Raw genomic sequence first — 20,160 nt, 5'->3', positions numbered from 1 at the left:
AGTTTGGAGTCGTCTCAATCGAAGTGTTCTTCGTATTGGCTGTTTCGTCTAGCTTGCTAATCGCGCTGTCATGCGTCGTAGCGGTTGGATTGATGTTGTTGATGGCATCAAGTCCAGCCTGCTTAGCTTGGTCAACATCTGCCTTATTTCTTGCCTTATTGACCTTGTCTTTCGCATCAGCCAAGGCTTCTCCGACTTTACGTTTGGCATCAGCGATTTCTTCAGCTGTTAAGTTTGGAGTCGTCTCAATCGAAGTGTTCTTCGTATTGGCTGCGGCATCAAGTTCACCATTTGCCCCATCCCTATCAATCGGATAAGTTGGTCTAATAGTCTCGTTACTTAAAGGCGAAACTAGGTCTTGATTTATTATTTGGTTTGTTCCTGGTTTAACATAAGCTACAACAAGACGTAGGGGGGCATCGCCTATGGATGGTTTTTGGTACTGAGTTGGATAGAATGGTACCGTTCCATCTGATCCCACTCTCCCCCACGCAACGATGTCAAAACCTTCTGCTCCAGTTTCGACCCCATTAAACGAGTCATTATGTCCACCTCGAACCAAGAACATTCTCAATTCACTATTATTCACAATATTGGAACTAGTCAATCCACCTGGCGGAACAGCGATTCTCCCCCTAAGCATGGGTTTTTCTTCTGCTTTACCCTCCACAGCTTCTTGACTGCTTTTTCCTGGATCAGTATAAGACCCATCAAATGTTGGTTTTGGGAGTTGATACAGAATCGTTTGAGTCTTACTAGAAACATGACTACTTCCTTCAACTACTGTTAAAGTTGTGTTGTATACCCCAGACAATTCTTTAGGAGATTTACCTCTAATAGTTATAACAGCTCTTTTTCCATTGTTATCAATTCTCTTTGTGATTGTAGCCCAAGTCTTACCGTTATTTCCCACCGTTGGGAACCCTGATATAGAAATATCTCTAATCGTTCCAGTTTCTACAGTAGCAATATATTTTAAAGCTAGAACGTTTAAGTCCTCACCGTTAAACAAATTACGGATGTCCCTTTCCCTTCCTGAACTATCCCTAGCCCTTATTTCCTTACCATCACTTCCTGTAGCCAGCCCGTAGACGAGTCCAGAAACACTTCTTCGACTTCTGCTCTTTTCAGCTTCCTTAGCACCTTTCTCTAGTTGACTAGCCTTTTTATACTCCTCAAGTGCAGCATTGAAAACCTCCTGGTCAACAAGTCCATCTTCTTTCGTCTGTAATGCTTCATTGAGTTTATCGTAAGCCTCTTTTAGTTTTTGGACTTGTTCTGGATTTTCAGTGCTGGTATTCAATTCTTGGAGGAGTTTATGGATTTTTTCTGATAGAGGATAGCTACCTGGACCATTTGTGTAGTCTGTAACTTCCTCCGCCCTTTCCTTGGTTTCTTGATTTTCTGTTGACACTGGTGCTGTAGGAGGAGTTAGTTGCCCCCTACGACCTCGCCCTCGTCTAGGAGTCGGGCTTGGTTCACTCTGAGTCACACCACTTCCTTCTCCAAGCTCAGCTGGGGATGTGAGTCCACCTGCCAAAGCCTTGTTGACTTCCTCAGTCAAGGTTTTCATGGCTTGAACTTGGGCATTGACCTCCTCTTGACTAGAGTTTGGATTTTCAAGAACAGCTTTAGCTTGTGCTAGACCTGCTTCTACACGAGCGTGAAGTTCTTTCATTGAGTCCAGTGTCAGATTGGCAAGTAGAGCTTGCAGACTGGTTTGTGCCGACTCGGCAAGTGACTTATCTACAGTAGGACGGCTTGCTTCTTCTGCTTGTTTTTCTCCCTTGCCTTCTTCGCTATCTTTTACTAGAGACTTGTTTTTATCTGAAGCCTCTTGGTTTTCTCGATTGCCTTGGATAGGTTGCTCTGGCTGACTAGGGTCTGTATCAGGAGTTTCTTCACTTAGCTCTTCAGATACCCCCCCCCCCCCCGAGGAATCGCTTACAAGGGCGCTGGTTCTAGTCGTTCCGCTTTCTGTCGCTGGAGAAATGTCAGGTGTTTGTGCCTGTACTGTCCCGTTGGCAAAAAACATCAGCGCAGCAACGGCAACGCTGGCAGCACCAAAGTGGTACTTCCTTATTGAGTAACGAAAAATCTTTTCCCCTTTGCGCTCTTCTTTACTTTTTAGTTTCATTCATTCTTCCTTCCTTTTTCTATTTGATTTCTTCTGTATAGTCTAGTGCGATCCAGCCCCTACCCGACTTCAACAAGCCCCAAGTATAGCCATCTGCTTCTTCTACCTGCATGATGGTAAAAGTCCCAAGAGGACAAAAACCTTGGTCAGGATAAGCCAGACCTGGGCCTGTTCGGATGTAGAGATCATCATCTACCACACGCACCAGATACTCTCTATTTCCATCTCGAGGTTGCTCCTCTTTCGATGCTTGGAAACAATCTCCAGCAAGAATCTCAGCCGCCATCTGGATGAGTAGACTTAGATCAATTCCACCAGGACAATCTGTAGCAGTAAATTCCTGGTGAGGATGGATAGTCTCACGATTGATTGGTAAATTATAACGATTACAAATATCTGCAATCAAACGTGCTGAGTTCCTGTAGGTTTCCTCTGCAATAGTCCAGTCAGGTTCCCCACGGTTATTTAAGTGTTCAATACCAATCGAACGCTGATTGACTTCATAGTTGCCAGCATGATATGCAACGCTCTCTTCACCAACACACCCCCATATCTTATCAGGAGTCACCTGATAGTGAGCAGATGTGCCATGACCTGTAGAGACATACCAAGTACTTCTAGCCCCCTCATCACTCAGCCCACCATTATGGTGGATGACAATAGTATCAATATCAAGGCGATTTTGATCGCTATTCATGATTTCCTCATCCACATCTGTGATAAGTCCTGAAAACAAATCGCCATTCACTCTTTTTGTCGCAAACATTCTTCCCTCCTAGTCATTTTCTACCTTATCCTCTACCTGAGGATAAAGAGTCGTTCCCCAAATAGAAATCGTCCGCTTACGCACTAGTGGCAAATCGGTTTTTTCATAAACCGTACGCCACCATTCCCAGGCAAGTCCGGTACACTCTCTAATTTTAACAGAGAGATTGCGAACATTCCCTTTTAAAGGAATACTAGTGGTAAAATGAGCCGTCAAATCCTGGCCATTTCTGTCCCAAGCCTTAGGAGTCAAAACTTCTTTACCTTGATAATCATAGGATAATTCATCCCAAGTAATGTAATATTGGGCAACATAGGCACCGCTATGATCCAAGAGTAAATCTCCGTTTCTGTAGGCTGTCACCTTAGTTTCAACATAGTCTGTACTGTTTTGAAAGGTCGCAACTACATTGTCACGTAAAAATGAAGTTGTATAGGAAATCGGCAAGCCTGGGTGATCTGCTGTAAAGCGACTGCCTTCTTGAATCAAGTCCTCTACCATATCCACCTTGCCTGTTACAACTCGGGCACCCGAACTCGGGTCGCCCCCTAAAATAACTGCCTTCACTTCTGTATTGTCTAAAATCTGTTTCCACTCTGTCTGAGGAGCTACCTTGACTCCTTTTATCAAAGCCTCAAAAGCAGCCTCTACTTCATCACTCTTACTCGTAGTTTCCAACTTGAGATAAACCTGACGCCCGTAAGCAACACTCGAAATATAGACCAAAGGACGATCGGCAGAAATTCCTCTCTGCCTCAAATCCTCTACCGTTACAGTATCTTGAAATACATCTCCTGGATTTTTAACAGCATCTACGCTGACTGTATAATAAATCTGCTTAAAATTAACAATCTGAATCTGCTTTTCGCCCGAATGGACAGAGTTCAAATCAATATCAAGAGAATTCCCTGTCTTTTCAAAGTCAGAACCAAACTTGACCTTGAGTTGTTCCATGCTGTGAGCCGTGATTTTTTCATACTGCATTCTAGCTGGGACATTATTAACCTGACCATAGTCTTGATGCCACTTGGCCAACAAATCGTTTACCGCTCCGCGAACACTTGAATTGCTAGGGTCTTTTACTTGGAGAAAGCTATCACTACTTGCCAAACCAGGCAAATCAATACTATAAGTCATCGGAGCACGATCGACCGCAAGAAGAGTGGGATTATTCTCCAACAAGGTCTCATCCACTACGAGAAGTGCTCCAGGATAGAGGCGACTGTCGTTGGTAGCCGTCACGGAAATATCACTTGTGTTTGTCGACAGGCTCCGCTTCTTTCTTTCGATAACAACAAACTCATCGGGTAGCTGATTCCCCTCTTTGATGAAACGATTTTCGATACTCTCTCCCTGATGGGTCAAGAGTTTCTTTTTATCATAATCCATAGCTAGTATAAAGTCATTTACTGCTTTATTTGCCATCTTCTACCTCCTAATAAGTTCCTAGATTGAGTTGCATAAACTCAGACTTGTTCAGCGAAATCAGCCGTGGTTGGACTAAGTGATCCAAAATTTCCTCGTACAATTCTTCTGAGACATTGCGTCGCCGTCTGGCTAGATAAGAAGTCGGAATGACCGTATTATCCAACATAAATACCTTATCTAAGTCAATCAAGGTTGGTCTTGTAAAAGGATTACGAGCTAGATCCGGCTCTTCTATCATAAAGTTCTTGACCAAACGTCTGGTCAAGAGAGCTGGTTTGAAGGTCTGATTTTTAACCAACTCTTTGTTTTTAGTCATACTGTTGTCAATACAAATATACATATGATTCTTCACAGCCAAATCGCTACTAATAGTCGGAAAAGGCAAATAAAGAGCTACAACATCTCCTCTCTTAATCAAGCAAGAGCACCCCCTTTTCTCCTAATGTAACATAGACAGGATTGACCAAGTCTTCTGATTGACTCAGCATTTCCAAAGTTTGAGTTTGGCGTCCTGTCAATTTAGTAGCATCTTGTCTCTTCAATACAAAATGCTTGTCGCCAATTACCTTGACACTATAATCCTTCTCCAAAGCTGACTGGTAAATCCACATCAGATATTGTCTGTCCTGAGAACTCAAGAGAGAAGGATGTTCAAGCCTCCCTACAGCCTGATAAAAATCAAAAACAGGAGCTAATTCCTGCCAATCTGACGGGCTAGTTGTCAAAGCTAGAAAAAGGGCTTTGCGAGCTGATACTTCTTGGTTAGTCTTGAGAGTCCCTTTTCCCTCCAAGTTTGTTAGAAATTGGGAAACTCCAGAAAGCAAATCTTTCTCTAACTGCGAGAAATAAAAACCTTGCCTTCCCAGACACAAGTCTCTCAAGTCGCTTTCTCTAGCAAATAAGAGTTCAAACAGTTGATAATAAAAGAAAAATATCTGGCACTGGGGCGCACTCATCTTTTCCTTATCGGCTTCTTTTTTTAACCAGAGCAAGGGCGACAGGTAACTAGATTGAGACATTTCCTCCACCTCCTATTCTTTTTGCCCTGGAGCTTCTGCACTAGTTGCCACTTCTTTTGACTGGATACTTTCCCACTGGTTGATTTCCTCTGAGATAAGACCTTCGCATGTCTTGACAAATAGAGCAAAAGCCTTGGTTTTTCCTGCATATTTCTCTGTTTGGCATTGATAGAGGAATTTTTCTCTCTCCAGGAGTTGCGCAGTCTTTTGGTAAGAAATCCAGTGTTCCTTGGCATTATACAAATTGAGAATCCCCTCACACAGCAAGCCTAAACTGGACAAGGCAACCGAAATCAAACGGTAGCGATCACCTGGCATAGGAATAGCACAAAAGACAGCTATGAGGAAACCTGCCACGATTTCTGTTATTTTTAATACCTTATAGCGTCTACGATGTTGAACGCTTTTCTTTAAAAAATGAGCTATCTGTACATCCAATCGATCTGTCAAGTACATTTCTTCTGGCGTCATGTTCGTAACCCCTTTTATCTATTCATTCTATTCAAAAAACTAGGATAACTGTCTAGTAGGTTTAGCAAATATTAATAATGTTGTCATGTTATTTTGGAAAGGAAGTTTCATGTTTACATCTAGCGGAAAAGATCGTTTCTCCTACTAGCAAAGTTCACCTAGTTTAATTATTATATCATAATCGGGACAAAAAAACTTACTTACTTACTTACTTACTTACTTACTTACTTACTTACTTACTTACTTACTTACTTACTCATGGTAGCTGATTTTATCAATGATTGCAAGCTCTGTATCTTAAAATGTCAGAATTATTAATTTTTTATTACATGCTTGTTTTTGCTATTGTAAGAAGGAGTTGCTTGATTTTTTATAGCATAATAAAGTAGTAACTGAATAAAATTAGTTGAGAAATTCAAACTAATTTTTAACAATATTTTAGAAAACAAGGAAACAGCGGAGGAAATTACAGACTACACAAATGGTTCAGGTAGCTATCCTCTATCGGACAAAATCCATCATCTCCTCCAAGAACTGAAGACCAGCACTGAAAATCCAGAACAAGTCCAAAAACTCAAGGAAGCTTACGATAAACTCAACGAAGCATTGGGACAATCAGAAAATGGGCTTGTCAATCAGGAGGTCTTTAATGCTGCGCTTGAGGAGTATAAAAAGACTGCTCACCTAAAGAAAGGCGAGGAGGGAACTGGAAAAACTAGGAATCGTAGAAGTGTTTCCGGGCTTGTTTATGGGTTTGCTACAGGAAGTACCGGGAAGGAAAAAAGATCTAGGGATGATTCAGGAAGAGAAAGAGACACTCGTAATTTATATAACGGTCAAAACTTAAACGAGATACCTTTAAAATATATTGCTACTGTAGAAACTGGAACTATTAGAAATATTTCTTTATCAGGGTTCCCAACGGTGGGTAAGGACGGTAAAACTTGGGCTACAATCAAAACAAGAATTGATAGTAATGGAAAACGAGCTGTTTTAACTATTACCGGTCAGTCTCCTAAAAATCTCTATGGGCTATACAATACAACCTTAACAGTAACTGAAGGAAGCGGTCACGTGTCTAGTAAGATTCAAGAGGTTCTGTATCAACTACCAAAACCAGAATTTGATGAATCTCCACTAAATCCAGGAAAGACTGCTCAACAAGATGTAGAGGGAAAAGCAGGAGAAAAACCTATAGTTAAGGGGAAAATTCCTACTCCACCAAATGGATTCTCTAGTTCTAATATTCCGCAAGGCTCTCAATTGAAAATGTATTTGGTTCAAGGTGGACATAATGAAAATTTTGGTGGAATTGAAACCTCAGCAGAAGGTTATGACATCGTTGCATGGGGGCTAGTAGGAGCAGATGGAACATCAGTATTATATCCGACTCAGTATAAAAAGCAATCCATAGGCGATAAACCGCTACGTCTTATCGTGGCTTATGTTCAACAAGGAACAGATCGAGTACTAAATAAGGACTTAGTTTCGCCTCTGTCTAGGGATTCCATTACACCGACATATCCGCTGGATAGGGATGGGGCTAAATCAACAAATAAATGAGCCGGAAGCTAGATAACACTCAATTGTAACCGTCCAATAACGAAGTATATTGAAAAATCTCCAAACTAGAGAACTCACTGATGGTTCCTAATCTGGAGATTTCTTATTTGTACTTTTCTTGTATAATAGATTGAAATAGGATACGAACACATTAATTTGACTTCCCCAATTGATTCGCCTAATTCCTATTTCATTTTGATGTAACTATTTTTATCGAGACTATAACTCACATACAAAATCTTTAATTTTCGTTTTTAAGAATTTCTTCTAATTTATGATAATCTTGGACACTATCGATCTCATAGATGCTATTGCCTTCTAATTCTTCAACATAGACATCTAGCTCTTTGATATTGTCCTTAACCATATTGTCCCAGTATAGATCAACAAATTCACCACTTGCATAAGCCTTGTCGATAAAGCTGACAATCTTTTCTGCTGTTGGAGCATCCCAGAAGGATACACCACTAAGGATGCGACCTGCCTTGCTATCAACAATAATGTCTTGAACCTTGTAGTCATCTCCATAGACCAAGAACCATTCATTGGTACAATCTTCACGATAAACACTAAAATAAGTCGAACGTGTCAAATCATTGCGGAACATATTTTTAAAGAGATAATTATCGGCATCGATAACATAACTGTTAGCTAATTCTTCTTTTACAAGATAGAGAGAGTAAAAGTTATTGTAATCAGCGTATTTATCATTGAAAACGAGGCGAACTCCGTATTTTTCTTTCAAGTAATCGAATTGTTCTCTAAGGTAACCAACAATGATGATGATGTCATTAATTCCTTTTTCTTTGAGAAACTCAATTTGGTATTCAATCAAAGGTTTTTGATTAACCTGAACCAAGGCTTTAGGGGTATTTTCAGTCATAGGACGCAAGCGAGTTCCCAATCCCGCTGCTAAGATAATGGCTTTCACACGAATCTCCTTTATTCTTTAATAATAATATAAACTCCAGCAATAACGACAAGTGACGTCATAATTGTCAGCATATCTAGCGGTGCACCCAAGAAAACAACTGCAAACAAGACAGTCCAAACTACATAACTCACGTTCAAGCCTGTAGCCTTGGCTGGTTGCAAGCGATTGATAGCGATATAATAAGCCAAGTAGGAAATTATATCAAAGGCTGCAAAGACAATCATAAGACCTAGCAATTGTCCATTGGCCACTTCTGCAAATGACTGATGAGAGAAGAGCACAATCACAAGATAGGACAAGAATGAAGTTACTTGACGGATTAAGAGGGCTTCGATTTCACTCAATTCACTTTCCATGGCAAAAGAGCTAAGAACACTCTCACTCCCCCATGCAATGGCACAAATCAAAGCACAGAGAATCCCAATGTAGAAAGAATTAACCTGTTCAACCTTATAGGTCTGAGCAATTATCCCTCCAATAATCAAGACGATCCCAAACACAGTATTTTTCGAAATCTTGTGCTTCAAAAAGAAGAAAGCCAATAAAACTGAAATCGCAGGGTAAATAGCCGACACAGATGAAGCTAAAGAACTTCCGATATACTTAACCGCATAAAGATTGGCCTGCATACCGATAGGACCTGCTAGCAAGGCTCCGATGATAACACTAACATTACGAATATTTAAGAAAATTGAGAGACGAACTTTTCCTTCTTTTACCAAGAGAAAAGCTAGTAAGATAAAGATACTCAAGAAATCGTGAGCAGCGGCCACCACAAAGGGCGACAAATCTGTAAAAATCGAAAAGATATAAGCACTAATCGTTAGACCTAAACCCCAGAAAATACCTGAGAGTAGACCAAAAGAAACTCCATTTTTATTTTTCATCAGAACCTCCATAATATGACAAACCTTTAACAGCTCTTTGGTAACGACTCACACCATAGTCACCAAAATCTGCACCTTGCTCTTCTTTGTAGACTGTCCATAGACTCCAAATAGCATCTTGCAAAATTTTATAGATTGCAATCTTTTCTCGAGAGACAGGTGTTAGCTCACTCTCATAGTGAGACAAGAAGTCTTCTTCCTCTTGACGAGTGAATTCAGACTCTAAAAAGAGGGCAGCCAAATCCCACATTGGATCGTTCATTGATGAATATTCCCAGTCAATCAGATAAAGTCGTCCTTGTGGTGATTCGATAAAGTTTTCAGGCACCAAATCGATATGACAAGATTTTCTGTCAACACCTAAGTCAGCCAATCTTTTCTCTAAGGAGAAGACTTCTTCTCGAACAGCTTCATAGTTGGCATAAGGGATTTTCTCTTCAATCAAGGATTCGTATTTTTTGATTTCTTCAAAAGGAGCAAATTCTCCTCTTAATTCCTTGCCAGAAGCATGAATAGTTTGTAATATTGGAGCAATTTTATCAAATTTGGTCTTGATTGACCTTGAATCAAGCGTAATCGCAGATTCGATATACTCATTTACTTTGATACCAGCTTCAATATCAAAAAGATAATTTTTTACATCTAAGTCTAAATCCTTTAGTAGTTCAAGATTGTACTTTTCATCTTGTCGATTGATCAGCTTTTCTGTCCCTTTACCAAAGAATTTAACAATGTATTGCTTATTTGTTGTTTTGACCAAATAGTTTTGATTGGTCATTCCCCCCAGCTGTTCAACACTGAGGACTTCCTCTTCTTGACTAAGTAGGGAAGAAATTTTTTCTTTAATGATTTTCTCCACAATTAACCTCCAGGACTTATACTTCCCACTTAAACACAGTTTTAAAGGCTGTGTTTAAATCGGTCGCAAAGACACGGTGAATATCTTTAATTTCTCTTACAGGTTCTTCTAGATAAAGGATATTTTTAAGACGATTGGCGAATTTCTTGACTTCCATCATTTGGATAGCATTTTCAAAATCAATGCGACCAGAACGAGAGGAACCAACCAAGAGCAAGCCTTTTTCTAAGGCATCGCGTGTATTGAGATTGACTTTATACTCGCTAACGCCCATCATGAGAATCGTTCCCTGAGGACGAATGTAGCGAATCAGGTCATTTATAGCCGGTCCAGTACCATTACCACCACAACACTCAAAAGCATGGTCAAAGGCCAAATCTTCAGGAATATTATCCGTAATATAGCATTCTTTGGCAAAAGAGAAGAGTTCCAACTTTTCCCAATGACGACCAATAACCACAATCTCTGCTTCTGGCAAAGTATAGTTGATAATATTGGCAACCACAAAAGCTAAACTTCCATCTCCGATAACGGCGATTCGGTCCCGCTTGCTATGAGCAAGAGTCAATAGACGATTCATAGCGTGCATGCCGACACTGACAAACTCTGTAATGGCTGCAACCGTGTCTTCAATATCATCATAAGCCACCACACGGTCTTTAGGGAGAGAAACAAACTCTCTCATAAAGCCATCAAATCCACTAGACAAGAAATGGGTCCCTGTCATGTAGTTCTCATAAAATTCTTCATCGCTCTGCATAGGAGGATGATTGGGAATCATAACAACTTTTTGCCCAACCTCATAGGTTCCTGTCGGATCAGAAATAACGGTTCCACATGACTCGTGAATCATTGCCATTGGAAGTTTTTTATTCAAAATCTTGGGATCACGTTTTCCTTGATAATAACGCTGATCCGCATGACAGACCGCCATGTAGTTGGGACGGATAAGGATATGATTTTCTTGGTCAATAGCCTCTTCCTGATATTTGACATTGATAAACTTAGGCTTAGTTAGTTGATAAATTTGATTAATCATATCACTAGTCTTTCTCAATCATACTTTTTGCAATCTTCAAATCTGTCACGGTTGTAATCTTCAGATTTGAATACTCACCCTTGGCCAAGGCTACATCTTTTCCTTTGATCACAAAGATTTTACATGCATCTGTTAAAATTTCTTTCTCTTCGGCAGATAGAGAACCGTAAAGGTCCATGAAGTCCTTGCAACGGAATGTTTGAGGTGTTTGTCCTTGATAAAGGTGAGCACGATTTGGAATATCTGTAATAAATTGACCATTAGTACTTTCAACGATAGTATCAACCGCTTCTACCACTGTGTCCACTGCGTCATGATTTTGGGCAAGTTTAATATTGTCTTGAATCATGCGAAGTGTAATAAATGGACGAACAGAATCGTGGGTAACAACGATATCCTCTGGAGTAAGCGGACGATAAGCATCAATGGCTTCAATGATTTTCTCAATACTCGTATTACGGTCAGCACCACCTTTTGTAATGATGATACGATCCTTATGAAGAGGTAGATATTTATCTACAAGATCCTCTGCATGAGAAACCCAGTCTCCATGAACCCCAACCACAATTTTTTCAATACTTGGTTCCAAGACAAATTTTTCAATTGTATGAATCAAAATAGGTCGATCACCTAGCTCTAAAAATTGTTTTGGCAAGTTACTGATTCCCATGCGTGTGCCAGTTCCACCAGCAAGAATTCCTGCATAAATCATCTATTTTCTCCTTTGTCTTACTAAAAAAACTTATTCTCTCTATTATACCACAATCTAGTTCTATCATAAAAGAAATACTAGTCATCCCGTTCTAGAATAGGAGGATTAAGGAGTTCTATTATTCAAAGAAACTAGCCCATTTCTAGCAATGACTAGGAATTCTGTAGTCATTACCAATAAATGGCTGTGAAATTTTAGAGTTCTCCAGAATAATATAATTTCCTTAAAGAAAACTTAAAATTAAGATTTGAAACTTCAAAGTGATTACTTGACTTATACTCAATGAAAATCAAAAAGCAAACTAGGAAGCTAGCCGTAAGCTGTACTTGAGTACGGTAAGGCGACGCTGACGTGGTTTGAATTTGATTTTCGAAGAGTATTACTGCCCTTCATTTCTTATTAGCTAACTTTATGATATAATGAAAAACGAGGTAAATTGAATGAAAAGTATAAAATTAAATGCTCTATCCTACATGGGAATTCGTGTCTTAAATATTATTTTTCCCATCCTAACTGGAACCTATGTCGCGCGTGTCTTGGACCGAACTGACTATGGTTACTTCAACTCAGTTGACACTATTTTGTCATTTTTCTTGCCCTTTGCGACTTATGGGGTCTATAACTACGGTTTACGGGCCATCAGTAATGTCAAGGATAACAAAAAAGATCTGAATAGAACCTTCTCTAGTCTTTTTTATTTGTGCATAGCTTGTACGATTTTGACCACCGCTGTCTATATCCTAGCCTATCCTCTCTTCTTTACAGATAATCCAATCGTCAAAAAAGTCTACCTTGTTATGGGGATTCAACTCATTGCCCAGATTTTTTCAATCGAGTGGGTCAATGAAGCTCTGGAAAATTACAGTTTTCTCTTTTACAAGACTGCCTTCATCCGTATCCTGATGCTGGTCTCTATTTTCCTGTTTGTCAAGAATGAACACGATATTGTTGTCTATACACTTGTGATGAGTTTATCGACGCTGATTAACTATCTGATTAGTTATTTTTGGATTAAAAGAGACATTAAGCTTGTTAAAATCCACATCAGTGATTTTAAACCGCTCTTTCTCCCTCTGACAGCCATGTTGGTCTTTGCTAATGCCAATATGCTCTTCACTTTTTTGGATCGTCTCTTCCTCGTTAAAACAGGGATTGATGTCAACGTTAGTTACTATACCATGGCTCAACGAATTGTGACCGTTATAGCTGGGGTTGTAACAGGTGCAATTGGAGTGAGTGTGCCTCGTCTCAGTTACTATTTGGGTAAAGGAGACAAAGAAGCCTATGTTTCTCTGGTTAATAGAGGAAGTCGAATCTTTAACTTCTTTATCATTCCTTTAAGTTTTGGACTCATGGTTTTAGGACCAAATGCTATCCTACTTTACGGTAGTGAAAAATATATCGGAGGTGGTATCTTAACCTCTCTCTTCGCTTTTCGTACGATTATCCTGGCCTTAGATACCATTCTTGGTTCCCAAATTCTCTTTACCAATGGCTATGAAAAACGTATCACAGTCTATACAGTCTTTGCAGGATTACTCAATTTGGGCTTGAATAGTCTCCTCTTTTTTAACCATATCGTAGCTCCTGAATACTACTTACTGACAACTATGATATCAGAGGCTTCTCTACTTGTTTTCTATATCGTTTTCATCCATAGAAAACAGCTTATTCACTTGGGACATATCTTTAGCTATACTATTCGATACTCTCTCTTTTCACTTTCCTTTGTAGGAATTTATTTCCTGATCAATTTCGTGTATCCTGTGGATATGGTCATTAATTTACCATTTTTGATGAATACTGGTTTGATTGTCTTGCTATCAGCTACCTCTTATATTAGTCTACTTTTCTTCACAAAAGATAGCATTTTCTATGAATTTTTAAACCATGTCCTAGCCTTAAAAAGTAAATTCAAAAAATCATAGGAGTATAGAATGAAACAACTAACCATTGAAGATGCCAAACAAATTGAATTAGAAATTTTGGATTATATTGATACTCTCTGTAAAAAGCACAATATCCACTATATTATTAACTACGGTACTCTGATTGGGGCAGTTCGACATCAAGGCTTTATTCCTTGGGACGACGATATTGATTTATCCATGCCTCGAGAAGACTACCAACGATTTATTAACATCTTTCAAAAGGAAAAAAGTAAATACAAACTTTTATCCTTAGAAACGGATAAAAACTACTTTAACAACTTTATCAAAATCACCGACAGTACGACTAAAATTATTGATACTCGGAATACAAAAACCTATGAGTCTGGTGTCTTTATTGACATTTTCCCTATGGATCGCTTTGATGATCCTAAGGTCATTGATACTTGTTACAAACTGGAAAGCTTCAAACTACTGTCTTTCAGTAAACATAAAAATATTGTCTATAAGGATAGCCTTTTAAAAGATTGGATACGAACAGCCTTTTGGTTGCTCCTTCGACCGGTTTCTCCTCGTTATTTTGCACATAAAATCGAGAAAGAAATTCAAAAATATAGCCGTGAGAATGGGCAGTATATGGCTTTTATCCCTTCTAAATTTAAGGAAAAGGAAGTCTTCCCAAGTGGTACTTTTGATAAAACAATCGATTTGCCCTTTGAGAATTTGACCCTTCCTGCGCCAGAAAAATTTGATACTATTTTGACACAATTTTATGGAGATTATATGACCCTACCACCAGAAGAAAAACGCTTCTACAGTCATGAATTTCACGCTTATAAATTGGAGGATTAGGATGCAGTATTTAGAAAAAAAAGAAATTAAAGAAATTCAACTAGCCCTGCTAGACTATATTGATGAGACTTGTAAGAAACATGATATTCCTTATTTTCTCAGTTATGGAACCATGCTTGGAGCTATCCGCCACAAAGGTATGATTCCATGGGATGATGATATTGATATTTCCCTCTATCGTGAAGATTATGAGCGCTTATTGAAGATTATTGAGGAAGAAGACCACCCTCGCTACAAGGTTCTTTCCTACGATACATCTTCTTGGTACTTCCATAATTTCGCATCAATTTTGGATACTTCTACTGTTATCGAAGACCATGTTAAGTACAAGCGTCATGATACCAGCCTTTTCATCGATGTCTTCCCAATTGATCGATTTACAGACTTGAGCATTGTTGACAAGAGCTATAAGTATGTAGCTCTTCGTCAACTAGCTTATATCAAAAAATCACGCGCAGTTCACGGTGATAGCAAGTTAAAAGATTTTCTAAGATTATGTAGCTGGTACGCCCTCCGAGTGGTCAATCCCCGTTACTTTTACAAGAAAATTGATCAACTAGTCAAAAATGCTGCAACCAACTCTCCTCAATATGAAGGAGGAATTGGGATCGGTAAGGAAGGAATGAAAGAAGTCTTCCCAGTTGATACCTTTAAAGAACTCATCTTAACTGAGTTTGAAGGTCGTATGTTGCCTGTGCCAAAAAAATATGACCAATTTTTAACCCAGATGTATGGGGATTATATGACACCACCATCAAAGGAAATGCAAGAGTGGTATAGCCACAGTATTAAAGCTTATCGCAAAAGCTGATTAATCAGTAGTTTACAAGAAAAAATATAACAAAAAAGAGAAGATCGTTACACCTTCTCTTTTTTCTATTTAAATCGCTTCTGTGACAAAACTACGGCTTTCAAGTACCTTAAGCATGGCATTAGCTGTATCTAGGGCTGTGAAGAGGGGCACCCCGTGTTCAATGGCTGAACGACGGATTTGCTCTCCATCTTCGTCAGCAGTTCGTTTGGTTCCTACTGTGTTAATGATAGCTTGGATTCTTCCTTTGCGAACAAAGCTTGGGATATCCTGATCATCATCACCAATCTTACCAACAGGTTGGGCTTGCAATCCATGACTAGCAAAGAAGGCTGCTGTCCCTTCTGTCGCGAGGATTCCATAGCCAATATTTTGGAAACGACGAGCCAAGTCCAAGGCCTCTTCTTTGGCATCATCAGCGATGGTAAATACAACGTTACCAAAAGTTGGTAAGTGGAGGTAAGAAGCTTCAAAGGCCTTATAGAGAGCTTTTTCCAAAGTCGTATCAGAACCCATAACTTCCCCTGTTGACTTCATTTCAGGACCAAGTAAGCTGTCTACCTTAGCTAGTTTCGTGAAGGAGAAGACAGGTGCCTTGATATGAACGCGAGTGCTTTCAGGGTAAAGACCATCTTGGTAGCCAAGTTCTGATAAACTTTGCCCAAGAATGAGCTTGGTCGCTACTTGAGCCATAGGAATATTGGTTACCTTAGAAAGGAATGGAACTGTACGGCTGGCACGCGGATTGACCTCAATAACGTAGACTTTTTCATCCTTGATAACAAACTGGATGTTCATCATTCCAAGGCAGTTAAGACCAATTGCTAGGCGTTTAGTGTAGTCTGCAATGGTTTCCTGAACCTTTTGCGACAAGGTTTGTGGAGGGTAAACGGCCATTGAGTCACCTGAGTGGACACCAGCACGTTCGATATGCTCCATGATACCAGGGATAAGGACATTTTCTCCGTCTGAGATGGCATCAACTTCGCACTCTTGCCCAACGATGTATGAGTCAACAAGAACTGGGTGGTCTGGACTAGCCTTAACAGCAGTTCGCATGTAAGAGCGGAGGTCTTCTTCGTTTTCAACGATTTCCATGGCACGTCCACCAAGTACATAAGATGGGCGGACAAGAACTGGGAAGCCAATCTTACGAGCCGCAAGAACTGCTTCTTCTTCATTGGTAGCCGTTTGTCCTGGTGGCTGTGGAATATCCAAATCTTTAAGAGCTTGCTCAAAGAGGTCACGGTCTTCAGCTCGGTCTAGGTCAGCGACTTGCGTTCCTAAAATAGTCACACCTGCTTTTGCCAATGGCTCCGCAAGGTTGATGGCTGTTTGACCACCGAACTGAACGATAACACCTTTTGGTTGCTCCAAATCGATAACATTCATGACATCTTCAAAAGTTAATGGCTCAAAGTAAAGCTTATCTGAAACAGAGAAGTCTGTAGAAACGGTCTCTGGGTTTGAGTTCATGATGATGGCTTCATAGCCAGCCGCCTGAATAGCCTTAACCGAGTGAACAGTTGCGTAGTCAAACTCAACCCCTTGACCGATACGGATTGGACCTGAACCTAGAACAAGGACGGATTCCTTATCAGACTTGATAGATTCATTTTCCCATCCATAGGTTGAATAGAAGTATGGTGTTTCAGAGTCAAATTCTGCCGCACAAGTATCGACCATCTTATAAACTGGAACAATCTTGTTTTCCAAACGAAGTTGGCGAACGTGATCAGCGGTCGTTTCCCATAGTTCAGCAATCTTACGGTCTGAGAAACCATTGAGTTTGGCTGTTTTCAAGACTTCTAGATCTTGTGGATGAGCGCCCAATTCTTGCTCAATTTCAAAGATATGCAAGAGTTTATCCAGATAGAAGATATCAATCTTAGTCAAGTCAGCAATTTCTTCTGGTGTGTAACCACGACGAATAGCTTCTGATACATAGAAGAGACGATCGTCTTGGGCTTTCACAACCTTTTCAATCAAGGCATCATCAGAAACTGATGCAAGTTCAGGTATTTCATTGTGATGAACCCCAATTTCAAGGGAACGACAAGCCTTAAGGAGAGATTCCTCGATGTTACGACCGATTGCCATGACTTCTCCAGTCGCCTTCATCTGGGTACCAAGACGGCGCTCACCTTTTTCAAACTTGTCAAATGGGAAACGAGGAATCTTAGCAACCACGTAGTCAAGGGCAGGCTCAAACATGGCATAGGTTGAACCTGTAACTGGGTTGATAACCTCATCCAAGGTCAAGCCAACTGCAATCTTAGCAGCCAACTTAGCAATCGGATATCCTGTCGCCTTAGAAGCAAGGGCTGACGAACGCGATACACGGGGGTTTACTTCGATAACATAATACTTAAAGCTATGTGGATCAAGGGCCAGCTGAACGTTACATCCACCTTCAATCTTAAGGGCACGAATGATGCTCAAGCTTGCGTCACGAAGCATTTGGTTTTCATAGTCTGACATGGTTTGCGCAGGGGCAAATACGATGGAATCCCCTGTGTGAATCCCAACTGGGTCAAAGTTTTCCATGTTACAAACAACCAAAGCATTGTCAGCTGAGTCACGCATGACTTCGTACTCGATTTCCTTGAAACCAGCAATGGAACGTTCAATCAAACACTGGGTAACAGGTGACAATTTCAAACCATTTTCAGCGATTTCACGCAATTCTTCCTCGTTGGCACACATACCACCACCAGTACCACCAAGTGTAAAGGCTGGACGGACGATGACTGGGTAGCCAATTGTCGCTGCAAAGGCAACTGCTTCGTCTACTGTGTTGACAATTTCAGATTCTGGGATTGGTTGGTTGAGCTCTTCCATCAATTGTTTAAAGAGATCACGGTCCTCGGCTTGGTCAATGGCAGATAATTTAGTACCCAGAAGTTCAACACCAAGCTCATCGAGGATACCATTTTTAGACAATTCCATGGCCATGTTGAGACCTGTCTGACCACCGAGTGTTGGTAGCAAGGCATCTGGATGTTCCTTACGAAGAATACGTGTCACAAACTCAAGTGTAATCGGTTCGATGTAAACCTTATCAGCAATTTCCTTGTCCGTCATGATAGTTGCAGGATTTGAGTTAACCAAAACAACCTCATAACCTTCCTCTTTCAAAGACAAGCAAGCCTGGGTCCCAGCGTAGTCAAACTCAGCAGCCTGACCAATAATAATCGGACCAGAACCAATCACCATAATTTTTTGAATATCAGTACGTTTAGGCATAGTTTATGATACAAAGCCCGTAAAGAACACAGTGAAAATAGGAAACTCGGTGCAGACGCCTTCAGCGTCAAGACGATGTTTATCTTTTTCACACAGTTCTTAGGGCGTGTTCACTTCCGCGAACAATGTATCTTCTCCTTTCTATTCGTCGCCTCTCAGGGCGACATTAAATAAATTCTCCGACAATTTTTTAGCGAAACGATATTTTTCGATAAAAAATCTAGTGCAGGGAGTTTTTAGTTCGCCTGATAGCGACTAAAAGAAACGACCTGCCTTTCTACTCGGCAACTCTCGGGTTGCCATTAAATAAGATACAAAGGACGAATAGAAAGCGATTGAATTTTAGGAAACCAAGGAAGGATTGACAATCCCAGTTGGTTTCTCTAAATTCCGAGCTTTCCGTCCGTGTTCAGTTACATAAATTCTCCGACGAGCTTTTACTCGTTCTTAGTTTGATTGTTTAAAAGCTTCCATCATCTCGATAAACTCGTCAAATAGGTAGCTTGCATCATGAGGACCAGGAGCTGCGTCTGGGTGGTATTGGACAGAGAAAGCAGGTTGGTATCTGTGACGCACACCTTCAACTGACTTGTCATTGATTTCTTCGTGGGTGATAATCAAGTGTTCTGGCAAATCCTCACGGCTAACTGCATAACCATGGTTTTGACTTGTAAAATCTACACGTCCTGTAGCAATTTCGCGTACCGCATGGTTGAATCCACGGTGTCCAAATTTCATCTTGTAGGTCTTAGCACCATTTGCCATTGCAAAGAGTTGATGCCCCATACAAATACCAAAGATTGGGATTTTCCCTTGCACACCACGAATCATGTTCAGTGCTTGTGGAACGTCTTCTGGGTTACCTGGCCCATTTGACAACATCACTCCGTCAGGATTAAGATGGAGAATTTCTTCAGCCGTTGTCGTGTATGGAACCACGGTCACGTTACAGTTGCGTTTAGAAAGTTCACGTAGGATTGAGTGCTTGAGACCAAAGTCCACTAGAACCACGCTCAAACCAACTCCTGGAGCTGGATAGGAAGTTTTAGTAGAAACTTGTTTGATATTGTCTGTCGGCAAGACTGTTGCTTGCAGCTGGTCCGTCACATGGTCCATGCTATCCCCAACATGGGTCAAGGTTGCACGCATGGTACCATGCTTACGGATAATCTTGGTAAGGGCACGCGTATCAATTCCTGAAATACCTGGAATTTTCTTGGCTTTCAAAAATTCATCCAAGGTCATTTGGTTGCGCCAGTTGCTTGCTCTACGCGCTTCTTCAAAAACAACGACTCCCTTACAAGTTGGAATAATGGATTCGTAGTCATCACGGTTGATTCCATAATTTCCTACCAAAGGATAAGTAAAGGTCAAGATTTGTCCATTATAAGACTGGTCTGTAATGGATTCTTGGTAGCCGGTCATCCCTGTATTAAAGACGATTTCGCCTGTTACATCAATATCTGCTCCGAAGGCCTTGCCTTCAAAAACTGTGCCATCTTCTAATACTAGAAGTCTTTTTGTCATATTCTCACCTCTCGTGGACG

General features: G+C 40.4%; 17 protein-coding genes. 4 read left to right on the top strand and 13 right to left on the bottom strand.

All coding sequences use genetic code 11. The features are described 5' to 3' along the window. From HT725_RS08290 to HT725_RS08265, 6 genes are all read right to left on the bottom strand, one after another. On the bottom strand, positions 1–2,137 hold a 2,137-nt coding region (locus tag HT725_RS08290), incomplete at its 3' end, for a DUF1542 domain-containing protein (protein ID WP_173253388.1). A gap of 19 nt (positions 2,138–2,156) precedes the next feature. Further along, complete coding sequence (locus HT725_RS08285) at positions 2,157–2,903, bottom strand: peptidoglycan recognition family protein (protein ID WP_173253387.1); 747 nt, start codon at positions 2,901–2,903, stop codon at positions 2,157–2,159. A gap of 9 nt (positions 2,904–2,912) precedes the next feature. Then, the gene (ply, locus tag HT725_RS08280; RefSeq protein ID WP_173253386.1) at positions 2,913–4,328 is read right to left on the bottom strand and encodes a cholesterol-dependent cytolysin pneumolysin; all 1,416 of its coding nucleotides are present in this window, start codon (positions 4,326–4,328) and stop codon (positions 2,913–2,915) included. 10 nt (positions 4,329–4,338) lie between these two features. Then, the gene (locus tag HT725_RS08275; protein WP_240149618.1) at positions 4,339–4,749 is read right to left on the bottom strand and encodes a hypothetical protein; all 411 of its coding nucleotides are present in this window, start codon (positions 4,747–4,749) and stop codon (positions 4,339–4,341) included. Next, the gene (locus HT725_RS08270) at positions 4,742–5,350 is read right to left on the bottom strand and encodes a hypothetical protein (protein ID WP_173253385.1); all 609 of its coding nucleotides are present in this window, start codon (positions 5,348–5,350) and stop codon (positions 4,742–4,744) included. Before HT725_RS08270 ends, HT725_RS08275 begins: the two co-directional genes overlap by 8 nt. Positions 5,351–5,362: 12 nt before the next feature. Then, positions 5,363–5,821, bottom strand: a complete 459-nt coding sequence (locus HT725_RS08265; RefSeq protein ID WP_173253384.1) for a DUF4231 domain-containing protein — start codon at positions 5,819–5,821, stop codon at positions 5,363–5,365. Between the two features lie 606 nt (positions 5,822–6,427). On the opposite strand from HT725_RS08265, the gene HT725_RS08260 reads away from it, so the two are divergent. After that, a complete protein-coding gene (locus tag HT725_RS08260) occupies positions 6,428–7,384 on the top strand; it encodes a hypothetical protein (RefSeq protein WP_173253383.1) in 957 nt (318 codons plus the stop codon). 241 nt (positions 7,385–7,625) lie between these two features. On the opposite strand, the gene HT725_RS08255 is transcribed toward HT725_RS08260, so the two are convergent. From HT725_RS08255 to HT725_RS08235, 5 genes are read right to left on the bottom strand one after another with little or no spacing between them, the layout of a single operon-like run. After that, complete coding sequence (locus tag HT725_RS08255) at positions 7,626–8,315, bottom strand: sugar phosphate nucleotidyltransferase (protein ID WP_173253382.1); 690 nt, start codon at positions 8,313–8,315, stop codon at positions 7,626–7,628. A gap of 11 nt (positions 8,316–8,326) precedes the next feature. Continuing rightward, positions 8,327–9,205: a DMT family transporter gene (locus tag HT725_RS08250; protein WP_173253381.1), complete on the bottom strand. Its 879-nt coding sequence runs from the start codon at positions 9,203–9,205 to the stop codon at positions 8,327–8,329. After that, positions 9,195–10,064 carry a phosphotransferase gene (locus HT725_RS08245; RefSeq protein WP_173253380.1) on the bottom strand — a complete coding sequence of 290 codons (870 nt, stop codon included), beginning with the start codon at positions 10,062–10,064 and terminating at the stop codon, positions 9,195–9,197. Before HT725_RS08245 ends, HT725_RS08250 begins: the two co-directional genes overlap by 11 nt. Positions 10,065–10,080: 16 nt before the next feature. Further along, positions 10,081–11,103 carry a ribitol-5-phosphate dehydrogenase gene (locus HT725_RS08240; RefSeq protein ID WP_173253379.1) on the bottom strand — a complete coding sequence of 341 codons (1,023 nt, stop codon included), beginning with the start codon at positions 11,101–11,103 and terminating at the stop codon, positions 10,081–10,083. A gap of 4 nt (positions 11,104–11,107) precedes the next feature. Next, positions 11,108–11,815 carry a 2-C-methyl-D-erythritol 4-phosphate cytidylyltransferase gene (locus HT725_RS08235; protein WP_000638487.1) on the bottom strand — a complete coding sequence of 236 codons (708 nt, stop codon included), beginning with the start codon at positions 11,813–11,815 and terminating at the stop codon, positions 11,108–11,110. A 440-nt stretch (positions 11,816–12,255) separates the two neighbouring features. On the opposite strand from HT725_RS08235, the gene tacF reads away from it, so the two are divergent. Genes tacF through HT725_RS08220 form a run of 3 tightly spaced genes read left to right on the top strand, consistent with a single transcriptional unit; the run spans position 12,256 to position 15,367 of the window. Next, complete coding sequence (gene tacF, locus HT725_RS08230; RefSeq protein WP_173253378.1) at positions 12,256–13,743, top strand: type IV teichoic acid flippase TacF; 1,488 nt, start codon at positions 12,256–12,258, stop codon at positions 13,741–13,743. A 9-nt stretch (positions 13,744–13,752) separates the two neighbouring features. After that, positions 13,753–14,556, top strand: coding sequence for a phosphorylcholine transferase LicD (locus HT725_RS08225; protein ID WP_173253377.1), 804 nt, complete (start codon positions 13,753–13,755; stop codon positions 14,554–14,556). Between the two features lies 1 nt (position 14,557). Next, a complete protein-coding gene (locus HT725_RS08220; protein ID WP_173253376.1) occupies positions 14,558–15,367 on the top strand; it encodes a phosphorylcholine transferase LicD in 810 nt (269 codons plus the stop codon). Between the two features lie 69 nt (positions 15,368–15,436). Here the strand turns inward: HT725_RS08220 and carB are convergent, their stop codons facing one another. Both carB and HT725_RS08210 read right to left on the bottom strand, forming a co-directional pair. Further along, positions 15,437–18,613, bottom strand: a complete 3,177-nt coding sequence (carB, locus tag HT725_RS08215) for a carbamoyl-phosphate synthase large subunit (protein ID WP_173253375.1) — start codon at positions 18,611–18,613, stop codon at positions 15,437–15,439. A 447-nt stretch (positions 18,614–19,060) separates the two neighbouring features. Next, the gene (locus tag HT725_RS08210; protein ID WP_088791030.1) at positions 19,061–20,140 is read right to left on the bottom strand and encodes a carbamoyl phosphate synthase small subunit; all 1,080 of its coding nucleotides are present in this window, start codon (positions 20,138–20,140) and stop codon (positions 19,061–19,063) included. Positions 20,141–20,160: the final 20 nt, after the last annotated feature.

The organism is Streptococcus sp. 2579 (assembly GCF_013277195.1).
In the GTDB taxonomy this organism is placed as follows: domain Bacteria; phylum Bacillota; class Bacilli; order Lactobacillales; family Streptococcaceae; genus Streptococcus.
This window is presented reverse-complemented; position numbering and strand designations above follow the sequence as displayed.